Annotated in this window: 17 protein-coding genes; 10 read left to right on the forward strand and 7 right to left on the reverse strand. The window is 53.3% G+C overall.

Annotation, left to right across the window (positions count from 1 at the left end; translation table 11 throughout):
* Positions 1-2: 2 nt before the first annotated feature.
* Together cphA and QJQ48_RS02675 are read right to left on the reverse strand one after the other, a co-directional pair.
* Positions 3-2,702 carry a cyanophycin synthetase gene (gene cphA / locus QJQ48_RS02670; RefSeq protein WP_346289637.1) on the reverse strand — a complete coding sequence of 900 codons (2,700 nt, stop codon included), beginning with the start codon at positions 2,700-2,702 and terminating at the stop codon, positions 3-5.
* 247 nt (positions 2,703-2,949) lie between these two features.
* Positions 2,950-3,789, reverse strand: a complete 840-nt coding sequence (locus tag QJQ48_RS02675; RefSeq protein WP_346289638.1) for a cyanophycinase — start codon at positions 3,787-3,789, stop codon at positions 2,950-2,952.
* 297 nt (positions 3,790-4,086) lie between these two features.
* On the opposite strand from QJQ48_RS02675, the gene trmD reads away from it, so the two are divergent.
* From trmD to QJQ48_RS02690, 3 genes are all read left to right on the forward strand, one after another.
* On the forward strand, positions 4,087-4,818 hold the full coding sequence (gene trmD / locus QJQ48_RS02680; protein ID WP_346289639.1) for a tRNA (guanosine(37)-N1)-methyltransferase TrmD: 732 nt from the start codon (positions 4,087-4,089) through the stop codon (positions 4,816-4,818).
* Complete coding sequence (ispF, locus tag QJQ48_RS02685) at positions 4,818-5,300, forward strand: 2-C-methyl-D-erythritol 2,4-cyclodiphosphate synthase (RefSeq protein WP_346289640.1); 483 nt, start codon at positions 4,818-4,820, stop codon at positions 5,298-5,300. The genes trmD and ispF overlap by 1 nt, the downstream gene beginning before the upstream one ends.
* 511 nt (positions 5,301-5,811) lie before the next feature.
* Positions 5,812-6,162 carry a BON domain-containing protein gene (locus tag QJQ48_RS02690; protein ID WP_346289641.1) on the forward strand — a complete coding sequence of 117 codons (351 nt, stop codon included), beginning with the start codon at positions 5,812-5,814 and terminating at the stop codon, positions 6,160-6,162.
* Here QJQ48_RS02690 and QJQ48_RS02695 read toward each other — a convergent pair.
* Both QJQ48_RS02695 and QJQ48_RS02700 read right to left on the reverse strand, forming a co-directional pair.
* Positions 6,159-7,058: a carbohydrate ABC transporter permease gene (locus tag QJQ48_RS02695; protein ID WP_346289642.1), complete on the reverse strand. Its 900-nt coding sequence runs from the start codon at positions 7,056-7,058 to the stop codon at positions 6,159-6,161. The two genes, QJQ48_RS02690 and QJQ48_RS02695, sit on opposite strands and share 4 nt — an antisense overlap.
* 35 nt (positions 7,059-7,093) lie before the next feature.
* Positions 7,094-7,777 carry a lysozyme gene (locus tag QJQ48_RS02700; protein ID WP_346289643.1) on the reverse strand — a complete coding sequence of 228 codons (684 nt, stop codon included), beginning with the start codon at positions 7,775-7,777 and terminating at the stop codon, positions 7,094-7,096.
* Positions 7,778-7,891: 114 nt separating this feature from the next.
* On the opposite strand from QJQ48_RS02700, the gene QJQ48_RS02705 reads away from it, so the two are divergent.
* From QJQ48_RS02705 to QJQ48_RS02715, 3 genes are all read left to right on the forward strand, one after another.
* Positions 7,892-9,199 (forward strand): M16 family metallopeptidase, encoded by a 1,308-nt coding sequence (locus QJQ48_RS02705; protein ID WP_346289644.1) that lies wholly within the window; start codon positions 7,892-7,894, stop codon positions 9,197-9,199.
* 29 nt (positions 9,200-9,228) lie between these two features.
* Positions 9,229-10,092 (forward strand): fructosamine kinase family protein, encoded by an 864-nt coding sequence (locus QJQ48_RS02710; RefSeq protein WP_346289815.1) that lies wholly within the window; start codon positions 9,229-9,231, stop codon positions 10,090-10,092.
* Positions 10,093-10,192: 100 nt separating this feature from the next.
* A complete protein-coding gene (locus QJQ48_RS02715) occupies positions 10,193-10,372 on the forward strand; it encodes a hypothetical protein (RefSeq protein WP_346289645.1) in 180 nt (59 codons plus the stop codon).
* Positions 10,373-10,497: 125 nt separating this feature from the next.
* Here the strand turns inward: QJQ48_RS02715 and QJQ48_RS02720 are convergent, their stop codons facing one another.
* A complete protein-coding gene (locus QJQ48_RS02720) occupies positions 10,498-11,304 on the reverse strand; it encodes an ABC transporter permease (protein ID WP_428843014.1) in 807 nt (268 codons plus the stop codon).
* A 169-nt stretch (positions 11,305-11,473) separates the two neighbouring features.
* Between QJQ48_RS02720 and QJQ48_RS02725 the strand changes: the two genes are divergently transcribed.
* Positions 11,474-12,022 carry a DUF3172 domain-containing protein gene (locus tag QJQ48_RS02725; protein WP_346289647.1) on the forward strand — a complete coding sequence of 183 codons (549 nt, stop codon included), beginning with the start codon at positions 11,474-11,476 and terminating at the stop codon, positions 12,020-12,022.
* On the opposite strand, the gene QJQ48_RS02730 is transcribed toward QJQ48_RS02725, so the two are convergent.
* A complete protein-coding gene (locus QJQ48_RS02730; protein ID WP_346289648.1) occupies positions 12,019-13,830 on the reverse strand; it encodes an AMIN domain-containing protein in 1,812 nt (603 codons plus the stop codon). The genes QJQ48_RS02725 and QJQ48_RS02730 overlap by 4 nt on opposite strands.
* Before the next feature lie 399 nt (positions 13,831-14,229).
* Here QJQ48_RS02730 and QJQ48_RS02735 point away from each other — a divergent pair, with 399 nt between their 5' ends.
* From QJQ48_RS02735 to QJQ48_RS02745, 3 genes are all read left to right on the forward strand, one after another.
* Entirely contained in the window at positions 14,230-14,811 is a 582-nt protein-coding gene (locus QJQ48_RS02735) for a thioredoxin family protein (RefSeq protein WP_346289649.1), read from the forward strand.
* Between the two features lie 407 nt (positions 14,812-15,218).
* Positions 15,219-15,419, forward strand: a complete 201-nt coding sequence (gene rpsU / locus QJQ48_RS02740) for a 30S ribosomal protein S21 (protein WP_346289650.1) — start codon at positions 15,219-15,221, stop codon at positions 15,417-15,419.
* 66 nt (positions 15,420-15,485) lie between these two features.
* Entirely contained in the window at positions 15,486-15,917 is a 432-nt protein-coding gene (locus QJQ48_RS02745) for an FKBP-type peptidyl-prolyl cis-trans isomerase (RefSeq protein WP_346289651.1), read from the forward strand.
* A gap of 22 nt (positions 15,918-15,939) precedes the next feature.
* Here the strand turns inward: QJQ48_RS02745 and QJQ48_RS02750 are convergent, their stop codons facing one another.
* Complete coding sequence (locus tag QJQ48_RS02750; RefSeq protein WP_346289652.1) at positions 15,940-16,911, reverse strand: DnaJ C-terminal domain-containing protein; 972 nt, start codon at positions 16,909-16,911, stop codon at positions 15,940-15,942.
* Positions 16,912-16,923: the final 12 nt, after the last annotated feature.

The following is a 16,923-nucleotide window of genomic DNA, read 5'->3' on the forward strand; positions in this document are numbered from 1 at the left end:
GCTTATCCTCGAGACTCAGCTAGAGCTTCCGGGCTGCCCTGAGCCGCAGGGGCGGTAGCACTGCCGTTGGCGATCGCGGTTTTAGCGGTCTGTTTGATCGGATTGCGAGCCTCGATTAGCTCAATGGCGCGGGTAACGCTTTCAGGCAAAATCACCACCAGGCCGTCATCGGGGGCTTCGTCTAGAGCTGCGTTGATTGCCTCTACCTCATTGAGGGTGATCTGGTAGCGGCTCTGCTCCCCGGCTGCTTTGATACCGTCCACAATCAGATCGGCGGCTTCGCCACGCGGTCGTCCGCGCGTATCGTCATCTTCTTTGACAATTACCTGATCAAACATGCCATCGGCTAGCTGGCCCAGGGTAATGAAATCCTCATCCCGGCGATCGCCAGGGCCACCAACTACGCCAACGCACGGCCCCGGCCAGTTCTTGACAAATTCAGCCAGGGCTTCATAGCTAGCCGGATTATGGGCATAGTCAATCAGCGCGTGGAAACGGCCTAGGTCAAACAGGTTCATTCGGCCCGGCGTCTGATCTGCCGAGGCTTGGAACGTTTGCAAGGCATAGCGGATGGTTTCAATGCTGATATTTTGGGTAAAGGCAGCCAGACTGGCAGCCAGCGCATTGGCAATCATAAAGGGCGCTCGTCCCATCATCGTCAACGGTACGTTGACCGCCTGCTCAATTCGCAGCACCCAGTCGCCTTTGAGAATGCTCAAATAGCCATTTTCGTAGACAGCCGCCAGTCCGCCCTGTTGGGTATGGGCTTGGATCAGCTCATTGTCAGGATTCATAGAAAAGTAGGCCACCTGAGCCTTCACCCGCCGCGCCATCGCTGCCACCAGCGGATCATCCGCATTCAAAACAGCGTAGCCGTTTGGTCGGGCTGCTTCCACCACAACGCTCTTGAGGTGGGCCATTTCCTCTACGGTGTCGATGTCGCCTAAGCCTAGGTGATCCGCTGCCACATTGAGTACCACCCCCACATCGCAGCTATCAAATCCCAGGCCAGAGCGCAGAATGCCGCCTCGCGCCGTTTCCAGCACCGCTACTTCGACTGTCGGATCCTGCAGAATCACCTGAGCGCTCTGAGGTCCGGTGTTGTCCCCTGGCTCTACCAGGTAGTCGCTGATGTAGACGCCGTCGGTGGTGGTGTAGCCCACGACCTTTTGAGTCTGCTTGAAGATATGGGCCGTGAGCCGGGTAGTGGTGGTTTTACCATTGGTGCCCGTCAGGGCAATAATCGGTACCCGGGTGGGCTGACCGGGGGGGAAGAGCATGTCAATCAGCGGCTCGGCTACATTGCGGGGAATGCCCTCACTGGGGGAGAAATGCATCCGAAAACCGGGGGCGGCATTGACCTCGACCACAACGCCGTCAGTTTCACGCAGCGGTCGAGTAATATCCTCTGTAACCACGTCAATGCCGGCAATGTCTAGGCCAATAATTTTGGCAACCCGCTGGGCTAGCCAGATATTCTGGGGGTGAATCTCATCGGTGCGATCGATGGCAATGCCGCCAGTGCTGAGATTGGCTGTGGCCCGCAGGTAGCAAATTTCGTCTTGCTCTAAAACAGTTTCTAGGGTGTAACCTTTTTGATCTAGCAGCTGCCAGCTTGTGCGATCGACTTCAATTCGCGTCAAGATATTGTCATGTCCCTCGCCTCGACGCGGATCGCGGTTAGTGGCGGCAATTAGCTCCTCAATGGTGGAGCGGCCATCGCCTACGACATGGGCGGGTACCCGCTCGGCTACGGCAACGACTTTGCCATTGATGACCAATACTCGGTGATCGCGTCCTCGATAAAAGCGCTCAACAATCACCCCTTTAGAAACGGCTCTGGCTGCGTCGTAGGCCGCTTCTGCCTGTCCCCAAGAATCAATATTGATCGTGATGCCACGGCCATGATTGCCGTCTAGCGGCTTGATCACAATCGGGAAGCCCCCCACGGCCTCAACCGCTTCTTCAAGTTCATCTAGGTAGTGAATGACGGTGCCGCGAGGGACGGGAACGCCAGCATCCTGCAAAATTCGCTTCGTCCCTTCTTTGTCGCAGGCTAGCTCAACCCCCAAAATCCCGGTTTGGCTGCTCAAAGTAGCCTGAATTCGCTTTTGATAGGCGCCTTGCCCCAGCTGAATCATGGCGCGGCTGCGCAGCTGTGCCCAGGGAATGCCTTTAGCCTCAGCTTCTTTGATAATCGTCTGGGTGCTGGGACCTAAGGCAGCATCGGCCCACAGATCTTTGAGGTCAGAAAGATCCTGCTGTAGTTCGTCTACCGGATAGTGGCCTAGGCTAATTAGACTGCTACAGAGGCGAATCGCGGCGCGGGCCGCGTATCGTCCCGCCTGCTCATCTAAATACTCGAAGACAATCTGCTGCACGCCAGCGGTGGAAGTGGCGCGGGTGCGGCCAAAGCCGACCGCCATTCCGGCTAAAATCTGTAGCTCTAATGCGACATGCTTGATCACCTGCCCTAGATCGGTGCCCTTCTTTACCTGCTGCAGAAAACTATCGGCATCGCCTGATCCCCGGTGATCCGCTAGGGTAGGGAGCGCTTCTACCAGTCCTTCATAAAAGTCTGGAATGTCAGATGTGGGCGTCTCGGCCACGTCTTCTAAGTCCAAACGGATAACAATTAGCTTGTGATAGCTGGTACTCCAGTAGTTGGGACCGCGTAGGGTTTGGGTTTTCAGAATTCTCATGGTGGTTATCTAGCCAGCAGCGGAATAGCAGATGCGAAAAAGCTCAGTCTTGATTCAGTAGGCGTTGTAGGGTGCAGTCTCACTCGCAAACATTCATCTGTGAAGCGCTGAAAAAACTGGAGTAAGCTGCGGCCTTGTAAGGTTAGAGAACGCTTTTGGGGCGAGGCTAAGTCTAAAAACAATCTAAGGAAATTTGTAGTCATCATTTATCTACCTAAAGCCTAGTCTGAAATTCTTCAGTCAATGACTAATTAAGAATTCGATGGTGCTCCAAGTCGTAGCGATCGCCGTGAGTCAGTACATGAACTCGTAGATTGTGTAAGCTCAGCGGTTCAGTGGCATCAATATCAGGCTCATTGGTATAGGTGACTTCAACCGGATCCACTACCGTCACGGTGCCCTTACCAATCACCCCAAAAACGCTATCGCCTTCAAACAGAGCGCAGGTATCCTCATCTATGCCAATGCCAATCTGATCCGGCTGCATGGCAACGGCGCTGACCAATCGAGCCATACGATTGCGGTTGTGAAAATGCTGGTCAACTACGATATTGGGCAAAATTGCCAGTCCGGTTGCCATGTCAACCAGGGAGCGATTGGGAGATTCGCCGCTACCGCCACCGGCAATCATGTGTCGGCCCATCACAGCGGCACCAGCACTGGTGCCTGCTAGGGTCATTTCTCCTAGCTGGACTTTGCGCCGGATATGTTCAATGACAGGCGTATCGGCCAGTAGACCGCAGAGCCGCACCTGATCGCCGCCCGTCATAAAAACGCCCGTACAGTTTTCCAGATGCTTTTCCCAAATCGGATCTTCACCCTGCTGGCGATCGCGAATGTCCATCGTCTCAATAGTTTTGGCCCCCATTTCGTCAAAAATGCGCCGATAGCGATCAGAAATGAGACTCGGCTCGCGCGAGGCGCAGGGGATAATAGCAATACTGGCATCACGTCCACCTGCTCTTTCAAAGAAGGCGTAAAGAATTTCTTTGCCATGAACCTTATCTTCTGCGCCTCCGATGACCAAAACTGCTGACTTAGTTAGGGGAGGCATCTTCTGCTCTAGCGAAGATTCTAATTGCTGCATGATAAGCTTTCGGGTCACACTTTGGTCAATTTCCCCAGCAGTCGTAAAAATGCAAAAAGACCTTCTGACTTTGGCTTAGACATTGCCACGGGGAACCCACGCTTGCAAGAGTGTATCACCCTTGCTGACCTAGGCTGGTATAACAACCATCTGAGTCCTAGATTGATACTGAGGTTCAACCTAGCTCGTAAGATGATTCAAACAACCATTATTTCAGACCATTTGCCAATTGTTTACTTCTGTTGAGTATTTTCTGCCTGAATTTGGAGCCGCTAAGACCCAGTTTTTGCCTATCCTATGATCTCATCTCCGACAGCCTCTCTCCGATTTGACATCGTGAGTCTTTTTCCCGACTTTTTTACCTCCTCTTTGCGCTCTGGGCTGCTGGGTAAAGCCCTGGATCGAGGCATTGCCGAAGTCCACATCACCAATCCCCGCGACTTCACAACTGATAAGCATCACCGGGTTGACGACGAGCCTTATGGTGGTGGCGCTGGCATGTTGATGAAGCCAGAGCCGATTTTTGCGGCGGTGGAATCCCTGCCGCTTTTGCCGCCACGGGACATCATTTTGATGACGCCCCAGGGAGAGCCACTGCGGCAATCTCTTATGCAAACCCTGGCCACTAACTATGCTCAAATTGTTATTATTTGCGGACATTATGAAGGGGTAGACGAACGGGTTTTGCAGCTGGTGACGCGCGAAGTTTCCCTGGGAGATTTTGTTCTCACCTGCGGTGAGATTCCGGCGCTGGCTTTGATCAACGGGGTGACTCGTTTAAGACCGGGCACGGTTGGGAAAGCTGACTCGCTTAAGTACGAGAGTTTTGAGGCCGGGCTGCTGGACTATCCGCAATACACCCGGCCCGCTAGCTTTCGTGGCTGGCAGGTGCCTGAAGTGTTGCGCTCAGGCAATCACGCCGCGATCGCTCAGTGGCGGCAAACTCAGCAAATTCAGCGCACTCAGACCCGTCGCCCTGACTTATATCAGCAATGGCTGGAACAGCAATCTGATTTGGAATCTTCCTAATGAACATTCGCATTGGCAACGGATACGATATTCACCGTCTGGTGAGCGATCGCCCCCTCATTCTCGGCGGCGTCAAAATTGAGCACGAAAAGGGGCTGCTGGGCCACAGTGATGCTGATGCCCTAACCCACGCCATCATGGATGCGCTGCTGGGCGCTCTCAGTTTGGGCGATATTGGACTTTACTTTCCCCCCAGCGATCCCCAGTGGCAGGACGCCGATAGCCTGGTTCTGCTGCAGCAGGTACATCAGCTAGTACAGGAACGGGGCTGGCAAATTAGCAACATCGACAGCGTGATTGTGGCTGAGCGGCCTAAGCTGAAACCTCATATCTCAGTCATGCGCGATCGCCTAGCGCAAACCCTGTCGTTGGAGCCAGAACAGGTGGGGATTAAGGCTACGACCAATGAAAAACTAGGCCCTGTTGGCCGTGAGGAAGGGATTGCTGCCTACGCGGTTACACTTCTACATAAATTTTCCTAACTCAGTTTATGTATTAAATTAACTTTTTTAATGGATTAAACTGACTTGGGCAGAGAGATAAGGAAAAATAGTGTAACCCATTATTCTTGGAACCAGTCCCAGACGATTAGCTCCGAAGCATCACAGCCTTCACGTCTTAATCTTTTCCTAAGGTTTGGGTGCTTAAGTATTACAGATGAACCGTGCTGATCTAGCCGCTATTTTTCAGCAGTTTACGCCGAGCGGTAGATTACACGGTGTCGGCGCAGACCTATACAATTTGCTAGCTGGGTAACAGAATCCTCCTCAAAAAATCGTAAAAATACGTAAATATCCGATTTTTTAGTGAAGATACTGGTCGAAGTCTTGCTGGATTTCTGCTTTGACTTCTCGACGTAGCTTCGGGAGACAGCGGCATCAGCTAAACCTTTGTCCTTGTCAGAGTGCGGATGTGTGTTCCCAAGCAAATTTGAAAATCTGCCCCAAGACGGTGGGTCAACGCTGTCTTAATTATTTTTGGAAGGTGATCGCTATGGGTGCCTATGAAGCTGCCTATACATCTAATCAAACTGTCATAGGAGGGTGCGCGATCGCATCGGTGGTATCAACCTCTGCTAGAGCCTGGTACCTGTCTATTCCGCCTGAGCGGGTTGGACTCCGGGGAGAATACGACCATCAGGGCTTAGCAAAGCGAGTTCAGCGTCAGTTCCATAAAAAGTTTGAGTCTGCCGCTGCCGATGTGGCGGTCCGTCAGCGAGGCCGCATCGTAATCCTGCGGGGGAAGGTCGCTTCCAAAGAGCTGCTAAACCGTCTAGTGCGCACTGCTATGCAGGTGGAAGGTGCTGATGCAGTTGAGCTGCATAACGTGGCTATTGGCTCCTAGAAATAACCGCTAGAATCTGCCGCTGGCAGGAAAGCCAGCCTCAGCAGGGACAAGCCCAGAATCAGCAAAAACAGAACTAGGCCAATTGTGCAGGCATAGTTAATTTCCAAAGACTGAAATGCCTGCTCATAGACGTAATAAACCACCGTTTTTGAGCTATTGCGCGGCCCTCCCTGAGTCATGATGAAGACTTCTTCAAACACCTTGGTGGCTGAAATAGCAGAAATGACGCTGACCAGAAAAATATAGGGACGCATCAGCGGCAGGGTAATATCCCAGTGACGCTGCCAGCCATCTGAGCCATCAATTGCTGCAGCCTCATAGAGACTGGCCGGAATCGCCTGTAGGCCTGCTAGATAGATCACCATGTAGTATCCCAATCCTTTCCAGATGGTCACCAGCATGACGCTGGGCAAAGCTAGTTCAGGGCTAGTCAGCCACGGCACGCCTGACTGACTCAGCCTTAGCCCAGTCACAATCTGGTTGAGCAGACCGTTTTCCGCGTAGAGCCACTGCCAGGCAATACCCGCCACCACCATTGAAATCACAACGGGGGTGTAGTAAGCCACTCGGAACCAGCGGACGCCTCGCAGCTTTTGATTGACTAAAATAGCCAGCAAAAGCGGTGCGATCGCCAAGACCGGCACGACCCCAATGAGATAAAACAGCGTATTTCTCAGGGTTTGCCAGAAGACCGGATCCCGCAGCAGCTTATGAAAATTGGCAAAATTGTTCCACTGGGGTGGCTGAGTGAGGTCGTAGCCGAAGCTAGTAAAGCTGAGATAAAACGCCTGCAGTGCGGGACCGAAAACCGTCAATCCTAGAATAATCAAAGCTGGCAGCAAGAAAAAGTAGGGTGTCCCCCCTCGCTGCCAGGCTGAACGCTCTTGGGGCATAGGACAAAATTAAAACACTTTTTGCAAGTGATAGCTTACAGGAATCGCCGGAAGTCTTGCCCTAAAAATAAGGCCCGTTCGGCATTGCGGCGACGGGTGAGTCCCGCTAATACGCGGCCTCCAGCCCGATTCCAGCGGGGAAACTGGTCAGCGGCTCCTTGAATGTCGTTTTGATTGAGCAGCCGCAGCAGCGTGGAGCTGCGAAAGGCTCCTGAACCAACGTTGTAGGTAAACGATACCAGCGCCGAAAACTGATTGTCATTGACAGTGACCTTGACGGCGTCCTGAATGGCTCGCTCAAACTTGTTGACATCTCGCTTCAATAGCTGCTCCGCTTGCGCCTGCGTAATCTCCATGCCGGGCGTGACGCCCTGAGTGGTGCCGTAGCCAATTGTCCAGATGCCCACAGCATCCTGATAAGCCTTAAGGCGCAGGCCTTCGAATGACTTAATCAAAAAGAGGCCATCTTCATTGGTCTGACGAACGCTGGGCTGGGTTGGCGGCGGCGGTGGTGGCAGGGGCAGCGGCTCTTTGCTGCCGGGAGAGACTGTCATTCCCCTGGGGGCGTCATCGCGCAGAAACCAAGAGCGGATACCGCGAATATTGAGAATTTTTTCGTTGGGATTGTTTTTAGAAGGGTACTTAGAAATCTTGGATAGGTAATATCCTCCCTGCATGAGGTAAATGGCGTTGTCGGTTTCTTTAATCCAGGTTCCCATCTGAAATAACCCCCTGACTACACAAGCTTTAAGTGGGCAACGGCGCAATTCTCCATCAGAGATAACAGATAGAACAACTAACATGGATGAAGAAAGTTATCTCTTTAAGACTATATGTATTCCACTCTGGCTGCTCCGGCTGCGGATTCCCAGCTTCATCTGCCCGTCATTCAAAAATTATCTAATGGTTTAACCCTGATTGTTGAGCAAACACCAGTAGAAGCTGTCAACCTGAGTATTTGGTTAGGCATTGGGTCAGCCGTAGAGTCAGAGTCAATCAACGGCCTAGCCCATTTTCTCGAACATATGATTTTCAAAGGCACCGCTGAGATTCCCTGCGGTGAGTTTGAGCGGGCACTAGAAGCTAGAGGGGCTGTCACTAACGCGGCGACCAGCCAGGACTACACCCACTACTATGTAACGGCGGCTCCCCAAGACTTTGCGACCCTAGCCCCGCTACAGATTGAGCTATTAATTAACTCTAGTTTGGCTGCAGACGCTTTTGAGCGTGAGCGTCCGGTCATCCTAGAAGAAATTCGCCGCTCTGAGGATAATGTGCGGCGGCGTAACTTTTACCGCTTTACAGAGCTTGTGTTTGACCACTTGCCCTACCGACGGCAGGTGCTGGGATCTGCTGATGTAATTGCCAATTTGACCGTCGAGCAGATGCGGACATTTCATCGGAGCTGGTATCAGCCACCGCACATGACAGCTGTAGCCGTTGGCAATTTACCGGCAGAAACTCTGGCCGAGATTGCGACTGAGAGTTTCGAGCAGGCGCTAGAGCGACAGACAGACACCCAGCCCCTAGCCTCTGCTGCCGCCACGCCAGCCGCCTACCCGCCTGAACCTCCTTTCAGCCAGATCCGCCGCCTGCATTATGCGGACAAAGCTTTGCGACAGGCGCGGTTAATTATGTGCTGGCGCGTACCGGGCATGGACAATTTGCCGCAGACCTATGCCCTAGACGTGATTGCCTCAGTTCTGGGCCAAGGCCGCACATCTCGTTTAGTCAGAGAACTGCGGGAGGAGCGACAGATAGTTGATGGCATTATGGCTAGCAACATGAGCTATCGCCAGCAAGGACTGTTCTCAATTTCGGCCCAGCTACCCGCAGAGCATTTGCCCAGCGTGGAAGAGAGCATTGTTAGTCAGATTGCGCGGCTGCAGACAGAGCCAATTGCGATCGCTGAGCTGCAGCGGATTCAGACCCAGGTGGCTAACCGCTATATCTTTGGCAGCGAAACCCCCAGCGATCGCGCTGGCCTCTATGGCTACTACCATGCTCTGACTGGCGATATTAGTCACGCCCTGAGCTACCCGGCGAGCATTCGCGCTATTACCCTGGACGAACTGCAGCAGGCAGCCCGGCAATATCTATCGCCTGAGGCTTACGCCATTATGACGGTTGTGCCGGAATAGGAATATGTCGAAGTTTCAAAGCAATGCCTATGTGGAATGCGATCGCTCAGCAGATTAGCCAAAAAATCGGTCAGCCCTTTGAAGTTCGCGATCGCCGCTCAGTCGGCGGCGGCAGCATCAATCAGGCTTATGCCATCAGCGACGGCGAGCAAACCTTTTTTCTGAAGCTTAATCAGGCTAGCCAGGTGGCTATGTTTGAGCGCGAAGCCCTAGGACTGAAAGAGATTGCCGACAGCCATACAATTCGCGCCCCGCGTCCTCTCTGCTGGGGGACTGCCGATAGCTCGGCCTACGTTGTGATGGAATGGCTAGATCTGGGCGCTGGCAACAATCAGGCTTGGCAAAAGATGGGCCAGCAGTTAGCAGCCATGCACCGGGTAGAGAGCGATCGCGGTTTTGGCTGGCATCAAAATAATACAATTGGCTCTACGCCGCAGCCTAATCCCTGGACAGCCGACTGGCTAGCCTTTTATCAAGAGCACCGCCTGCACTATCAGTTTCAGTTAGCCAAGCGCCGGGGCGGCCATTTTCCCCAAGCCGGGGCGCTGCTATCGGCCTTACCAGAACTGCTCGCCGGACATGATCCCCGGCCAGCCTTGGTACATGGAGACTTATGGTCAGGCAATGCGGCCATTACGGCGGCGGGTGAACCCGTGCTGCTAGATCCGGCAGTTTACTACGGCGATCGCGAAGTAGATATTGCCATGAGCGAACTTTTTGGCGGCTTTCCGGCTGCCTTCTATCAAAGCTATAACGAGGCTTATCCGCTGGAGTCAGGGTATTCGCGCCGCAAAGTGCTCTACAACCTGTATCACATCCTCAACCACTTCAACCTGTTTGGCGGCGGCTATGGCGCTCAAGCAAGCCGTATGATTGACCAGCTTTTAGGTTAGGGCTGAACTAAACCAATTGATTAGACTCAATCCATAGATGGATGACAATAGTTTATATGAGCTGGTATAAATGTTGAGTAATCAAATTCCATAGGAGTCTATGAAATATAGCGTCCAGCTAGAAGGTAAAAACGCCGAAGAACTACAGCAGAATCAGCCTTATGCCCTAGAGGTTTTTGCTGACCATAAGCAAGAGGCTAAGACGATTGCCTTGGTCAGAGCACAGGCGGCAGGTATTGACGTCAATATATCTTCCATTGAAGTGACTACGAGTCGCTAGTGATGGCTATCTAGGCCGAGCTGATGCTTCTTAGTCAGCTTGTGCAGCTTTTAGCCCCTATAAGTGCCTAATCCCCTCGACTCTACGACTGCGAGGGGATTAGGCTGTTTGGATCTTCGTTGAGGCTAGTCCTGCTGGTGAGAAAACTGATAGGCTCCGACGAAAGACAGGGCGATCGCCACTATGAGCAGGATGGGAATTGAGTACCAGGGAAAAGCGTCTAGAGACTGGTAGGCGGCGGCTCTCAGCCCCATCGTAGTGTAGGTAAGCGGCAGTAAAAAAACAATCACTTTGAGGGCGATCGGCAGCGCCATCGGATCAAAAAAGGTGCCGCCCAGAAAAGACATCGGTACAATCAAAAAGTTGTTGAACAGGCCGACGCTCTCCAGGGATTTGACGTTAAGACCGACAATAACGCCTAGTCCCGCAAACACAGAGCAGTTTAAGACCAACAACAGCAGGAACAGCGGATTGATAAAGCTCCAGGGCTGCCCGGTAAACAGCACTGCCACTATAATCACTGATGTTGCCGTCATCATGCCCCGCACCACCCCCGCCAGCATCTTGCCCAGATGCAGCGCTAGCGGATGTACCGGGAACAGCAGCATTTCTTCAAAAGTTTTGGTAAACAGGCGATCGCCACAGATCGAAAACGTCGTGCCGCCGAAGCTGATCACCATTGACGATAGGGCGACCATCCCCGGTAGGATAAACTCCAGGTAGCTATCGCCAGCGCTGGGTTCGGCCACGCGATCGATGGAGCTGCCCAGACCTAAGCCAAACGCTAAAATATAGATCAGCGGTGATACCAGCCCCGAAGCAGCCACTTGGGGAATTCGTACGCGCAAATCTAGCCAGTCTCCCCAGAAAACGGTCAAACTGTCCGACAAGATGGTTCGCAGCGGAAGTGTAGGCAGGCGTTTCACAGTCATCAGCGCTAACAGCTTTATTTTTACTTTATCTTTATTATTCCGCCTCAGGCTAGATTCGCTATGGGAAAAATCAGCGTTAAGTTTTGTCCGAATTTGGAATCTTAACGGCATACTGGAAGAGTGCGGTCTTTAATCACTAACCGATAGTTTCGGCTGAAATCGTGGGTTTATGAAACGCAAGTCCTCTCGCTATGCACCTCCGGCAGAACCTTCCCGCTTTTCCAGCGGCGGAGAGCGGAGTAGCCCCTTCAACTATTTGACGATTGCTGTGCTTGGAGGCATTTTTATTCTGGGCATTGCTCTCGGCATCGTCTTTAGCTCTTCAGCCAGCTTTAGCCCTGAGAATATCGCTTCACGCGAAGCGATCGATCGCAGTGCTCCTAACCCAGAACTTTGCGCTCGCTATGGCGCCAGTGCGGTGGTTTCAGATATGCGCATCTTTCTCACTTTTAATCCCTTCAACGTCTATATCTCTCAGCCGCGCATGACGCCGGGCTGCGTCCTCAGACGCAACAACTGGGCTGTTTTAGAGCAGCGCGATTTAGTCAGCAATACAGACGTACGGCAGTGCCGCAACCGCATGAACACCTTCGGCTATACCGGCGATATCGGCGACAGCCCCAACATCGACTGTATCTACCAGAACGATGCGGCAGGTAATCTATTCCTTAATCAGCCTGGCTTTGGCGCGCCGCCACCGGAATCAAATCAGTTCTAAATGGGCTGCTCAACTAAATCTTCTAGCACCTGCACCTGAATAATCTGGTTGGGTTGAATAATCACCGTCTGGGGCGAGGCGGCATAGGCTGTGGCTGCTCCTATCGCCGCCCCAGCCACTAGGCCAATGCCGGATAGCCCAGACAAGACTGTCACCGCCGCTGCGCCAACGCCTGAGTTACGCAGTAGGCTGTTGCCTGAAACCTGAGACTCCCCCAGCAGGGCAGATTCTGCTGCCAGGGGCAAGTTTTGACCTTGGAGGCTGATCGCTTGGGCAATGAAGCGTGGCGTAGCTTCGGTGAGGTCAAAGCGGCCCAGGACTAAAGCTCCTTTTGGGATCAGCAGCTCGTCGGTTTGGCTGCTGCGAATATCTTGGTTAAGCACCAGCACTTCCTGGTAGCTGATGGCATCGTTCAAGGCCAGCGGATTGGGCTGGGTATACTGCAGCGGCAGCACCGTCCCGGCTGGAATTAAGACCGGGCGATCGCGGCGCTGAGCAATTTGGCTTGACAGGGGCAAAGCTGACTGCTCGGTACTAGGCAAAGGCTGGCCAAACGGAATAGTTGGCGGTTTCTGCGGGCGGGCTGGGCTAGTGGGCGGCGGCACAGCGATGGGGGGTGTCGCTGGGGAGGGCGTAACCGCTGGGGTAACTGTCTCAGCGGCAGCAGCCTCTAAAAATGGCGGATTATCTATATCAGGATCGGTTTCAGCAACCGTTTCAGCAGCTGCAGAGGCGTCCAGTTCTGGCAGTGGCTGGGTCGGAACCGAAGTTGTAATCGGCTCTGCGGGTTCCTCTAGAAAAGGTGGAGCAGGCGGTACCGCGATCGCCGCTGCAGACTCCGCCTCGTCCGGTGGCGCTGCTGGAAGGGTGGGTTCTGCTGCGATCGCGTCAGAGACAGGTGCGGTAGCAGCCTCTGACGCTGTTTCACTGCTGACTTCTGGCGGGCGGGCCGGCGCAGGCGCGATCGCGCCTGCGCTTTCAGACCTTTCAGGGATAGCGGGACTAGCGCTTGGCTCGTCGGTATTGAGCGGGGGCACTGTCACTGATGGAGCCGCTGCCGAGAGAGGCGGGACGCTAACCGTGGCCGAGGTTTCTGGTAAATCAGTCGTTACGGTCAAAGGGGTTTCTGGCAGCGCGTTTTGAGAAAGCAGGTCTGGCCCAACTAGCAGACTAGCCGCAGAAACCCCAATGCCCTCTGAGTTAATTTCTGGAAACGGGTCGGGGTCAGCGGCAGTAGCCGGCGGATCTAGCGGGGAAATAAACGTCTCATCGATGACCGCGGCGGTTCCAGGCGAGGAAGATAGAGCTGGCGTGGGGGTGACGGTCGCCGTAGGCGCAGGCGAGGGCGGGGCGGCAGGGGCGATCGCGGCGGGTTCGGCAGAGGCGGGCGCAGGCGGAGTGGTGGCGATCGCAGCCTCACCAGCGAGGAGGGGCTGTAAAATCCAGCGATTTTGGCCCTCGATTTCTGTGGCGGCGAGGGTGGCCTGCTGGGGATCTAAAACAACTCCTGGGGCTAGCTCCATGACAATTCGAATTGTGTCGGTTTCGTACTGCGAAACTCGAATGCTGCGAACCGGGCCTGAATAGGTCTGTACGGTCGGGACGGCCCCTACCTGCGCCTTGGGAATGTCTAAAACAATTCGTGCTGGTTCGGCTAGCAAAAAGTACTGGGGCGTTAGATCGGCAGGCAAGCTTAGCTGGAGCTGGCGCGTACTGGGATCAAAACTCCACTGAGAAAGGACTGCCGCCTGGGCCGCAGCTTCGGCCGCGACCGTAATGACTGCAGTAACGGCCAGCAGATTTAACATTCTTGCAGCGGGCTGAAAAGGCCCAAAACTCAGCATCATTGATTGTTTTCCCACTCCTGACAACGACAGATTGACAAGCTGTTGGATAAAGGATACGCCGGATACTGAAAAATGCACAAAAAATTGCAGCGCTGCCAAGAACTGCTTTTTAGGCTTTGCTTAACAAAGATCCCTGTCGCTACGGCCCCAAATTCGTCATCATGGACTTAAATCTAGCCTTACGGACATCCCAATGGAACTGAACGAACTGCTGACCCTAATCTTGCTGCTAAGTCCCGGCCTGCTGCTCTCGATTCTGGTAATGACGGCCTTTGCGGCTGGAGGTTAGTTCGGCTGTGGTAGAACTCAAGACGAGCGATCGCAATTGTAGCTTTGTGAGCATAAGAGAGGTTTTGACCTATGGTGATGGTTGAATCGACGATGCTAGCGTTGGGAACGTCAGCACCCAAGTTTCAACTGCCTGACGTGGTTTCAGGCAAAACAATCTCACTAGACGATTTTGCTGATAAAAAAGCGCTGCTGGTGATCTTTCTCTGTCAGCACTGTCCTTTCGTGAAACACGTCAAGGCCGAGCTGGCTCGTTTGGGCCAAGATTATGGGCCTCAGGGCGTGGGCATGGTTGCCATTAGCGCCAACAACGTTGAAACCCATCCCCAGGACAGCCCAGAGCATCTCAAAGCGATGGCGCATACCGAAGGCTTTAATTTTCCGGTCTGCTATGACGAATCTCAGGAGGTTGCTAAAGCCTATACGGCTGCCTGTACGCCTGATTTCTTTCTCTTTGATGGCGATTTGAGGCTAGTCTATCGAGGGCAGCTCGATAACAGTCGTCCCAGCAGCGAAACACCAGTAACCGGCAAAGATTTGAGAAACGCCATTGATACAGTTCTAGCAGGACAGACGGTTTCGCCAGAACAGCGCCCTAGCGTAGGCTGCAATATCAAGTGGAAGCCCGGTAATGAGCCAGCTTATTTTGGCTAGACATTCTCGCTCAGCCTTTTCCATCTCAGCGATGTCGTAGTCGGTGCTGGTTTCGACATATTATCGGATGGCGCTATGATGGGGTAGAAACAGGTTTGATGGTTAAATCTTGGCTCATACAAGTAGGCCAAGCGTTTAGGTTTGATGTAAACCGTTAAAACAGTCAGGTTTCCAGCGATAACATTTGCCGCTTTGCTCAACTGTTATTGCTGTTGTTGCAGCTAGCCGTCAAATCAGATTTTCAATCTTCTGGCAATCGGGCAGGGGAAGCCTTCCTGCCTTTTTTAGTGCACTGGATTGACCCGGAGCCTAGAGTCTAATCATAAGGCCAGCTTTGGCTCCCAGATAGCCGCCAGAACAGCATCTCGCAGAATTTTTCAGATACTAAACAACTAGGAGGAAATTATATGGCCCAAGTGGTCGTTGGTGAAAATGAGCAAATTGAGTCGGTTTTACGGCGATTTAAGCGAAAGGTTTCTAAGGCAGGTATTTTCTCGGACATGAAGAAAAACCGGCACTTTGAAACGCCTGCCGAAAAGCGAAAGCGCAAGGAAGTGGCTAAGCACCGGCAGCAAAGACGTTTTCGTAGCCGCAGCAAACAGAATTAGACAGCGAACCCTCTCTACAGCGGTTCTCGCTGTGCCCCAGCAGTCCCTCGCAGAAAGATTCAGATCATGACACAAGCAAAATCGGGTGATACAGTCACCGTACATTACACAGGCAAGCTACAAGACGGCACTGTTTTTGACTCCTCAGTTGAGCGGCAGCCTTTTCAGTTTGCGATTGGCGGCGGAGAAGTAATTCCGGGCTTTGAGCAGGCCGTCGTTGGCATGACGCCAGGAGATGAAAAAACGGAGGTGATCCCCTGCGATCAGGCTTACGGGCCGCATCGGCCAGAAATTGTCTTTGAAGTGCAGCGAGAGCAGCTACCGGCTGAGGCAGAAGTTTCTCCAGGCCAGCAGTTTCAGCTCCAGCATCCCAGCGGCCAAACCATTCCGGTGATGGTGACTGAGGTTGAGGAGAGCAAGGTCGTTTTAGATGCCAATCATCCCTTGGCGGGTGAGGATCTCACCTTTGAGATTCAGCTAGTCGATATTGCCGCCTAAAGAGCCTGCTGCCGGCGACTGGCTAAGACCCCGGCAAGTCAGCCCGTGGATTAAAGGTTTCAGTACGGCGCAGTTCTTGATAAAGCTCTTTTTCGCGATCGCTTAAAGTGCTAGGCACCGCGATTTCCACCTGCACAATTTGGTCACCACGGCGGTTTTGCCCAATTGGATAGCCCTTGCTGGCTAGCCGCAGCCGCTGGCCTGACTGTACCCCGGCTGGAATGTTCATCTTGACTAGGCCGTCTAAGGTGGGCACCTCAATCAGTCCTCCCAAGGCGGCCTCACTGGGCGTCAGCGGCACCTGGCAGAAAATATCATCTCCCTGCAGCTTAAAAAAGGAGTGGGGCTGTACCTCAATACGCAGATACAGATTACCGCCGCCAATTCCCTGACCTTTGAGGCGAATTCGCTGTCCGGTGATCATCCCTGGAGGCATATTCACCTCTAGGGAGCGACCGTCTTCTAAGCGCACCCTTTCCCGCCCGCCCGAATAGGCTTTTTCTAGCGGCAAAGTGAGGCTCGCCTCGGCATCTCGACGGCTGGCGGTTTTTGACTGGACAGTGTAAGCCGTTTTACTCTTAGCGGGGCGGTAGGGATCTTCGGTGACGGTGCGACCGCGCTGGGGCTTAGCGCCGTTACTAGCTTCTCGCCGCCGGTTGAGGAGCTGATCAACAAAGCTATTAAAATCTCGAAACTCTCCAAAGTCGAGATCTTCAAGAGACAGTCCTCCCCGGCCATTGGCCCCTTTGCGGCCCCGAAATCCCTTTTGTTTCCAAAAGCTGCTGAATTCTTCGTACTGCGATCGCCGCTCTGGATCTGAGAGCACTTCATAAGCTTCGCCAAGCTGTTTGAAGCGCTCCTCTGCCGACTTATCCCCCGGATTCATATCTGGGTGATATTGCCGCGCCAAACGACGATAGGCCCGCTTAACTTCTTCAACCGAAGCGCCTTTGGAAACTTCTAAAATTTCGTAGTAGTTCCGAAAGTTTTGCATGAATACCGTCTA

Origin of the sequence: Sphaerothrix gracilis Ecp01 (assembly GCF_030405905.1) — a bacterium.
In the GTDB taxonomy this organism is placed as follows: domain Bacteria; phylum Cyanobacteriota; class Cyanobacteriia; order Phormidesmidales; family Phormidesmidaceae; genus Sphaerothrix; species Sphaerothrix gracilis.

Bases quoted from the DNA above. Each gene is read 5' to 3' on its own strand.
- QJQ48_RS02695 (WP_346289642.1), bottom strand. From the start codon at position 7,058: ATGCCCCAAGAGCGTTCAGCCTGGCAGCGAGGGGGGACACCCTACTTT.
- QJQ48_RS02705 (WP_346289644.1), top strand. From the start codon at position 7,892: ATGTATTCCACTCTGGCTGCTCCGGCTGCGGATTCCCAGCTTCATCTG.
- trmD (WP_346289639.1), top strand. From the start codon at position 4,087: ATGATCTCATCTCCGACAGCCTCTCTCCGATTTGACATCGTGAGTCTT.
- QJQ48_RS02690 (WP_346289641.1), top strand. From the start codon at position 5,812: ATGGGTGCCTATGAAGCTGCCTATACATCTAATCAAACTGTCATAGGA.
- QJQ48_RS02750 (WP_346289652.1), bottom strand. From the start codon at position 16,911: ATGCAAAACTTTCGGAACTACTACGAAATTTTAGAAGTTTCCAAAGGC.
- QJQ48_RS02730 (WP_346289648.1), bottom strand. From the start codon at position 13,830: ATGTTAAATCTGCTGGCCGTTACTGCAGTCATTACGGTCGCGGCCGAA.
- cphA (WP_346289637.1), bottom strand. From the start codon at position 2,702: ATGAGAATTCTGAAAACCCAAACCCTACGCGGTCCCAACTACTGGAGT.
- QJQ48_RS02715 (WP_346289645.1), top strand. From the start codon at position 10,193: ATGAAATATAGCGTCCAGCTAGAAGGTAAAAACGCCGAAGAACTACAG.
- QJQ48_RS02720 (WP_428843014.1), bottom strand. From the start codon at position 11,304: ATGACTGTGAAACGCCTGCCTACACTTCCGCTGCGAACCATCTTGTCG.
- rpsU (WP_346289650.1), top strand. From the start codon at position 15,219: ATGGCCCAAGTGGTCGTTGGTGAAAATGAGCAAATTGAGTCGGTTTTA.
- QJQ48_RS02735 (WP_346289649.1), top strand. From the start codon at position 14,230: ATGGTGATGGTTGAATCGACGATGCTAGCGTTGGGAACGTCAGCACCC.
- QJQ48_RS02725 (WP_346289647.1), top strand. From the start codon at position 11,474: ATGAAACGCAAGTCCTCTCGCTATGCACCTCCGGCAGAACCTTCCCGC.
- QJQ48_RS02710 (WP_346289815.1), top strand. From the start codon at position 9,229: ATGTGGAATGCGATCGCTCAGCAGATTAGCCAAAAAATCGGTCAGCCC.
- QJQ48_RS02675 (WP_346289638.1), bottom strand. From the start codon at position 3,789: ATGCAGCAATTAGAATCTTCGCTAGAGCAGAAGATGCCTCCCCTAACT.
- ispF (WP_346289640.1), top strand. From the start codon at position 4,818: ATGAACATTCGCATTGGCAACGGATACGATATTCACCGTCTGGTGAGC.
- QJQ48_RS02700 (WP_346289643.1), bottom strand. From the start codon at position 7,777: ATGGGAACCTGGATTAAAGAAACCGACAACGCCATTTACCTCATGCAG.
- QJQ48_RS02745 (WP_346289651.1), top strand. From the start codon at position 15,486: ATGACACAAGCAAAATCGGGTGATACAGTCACCGTACATTACACAGGC.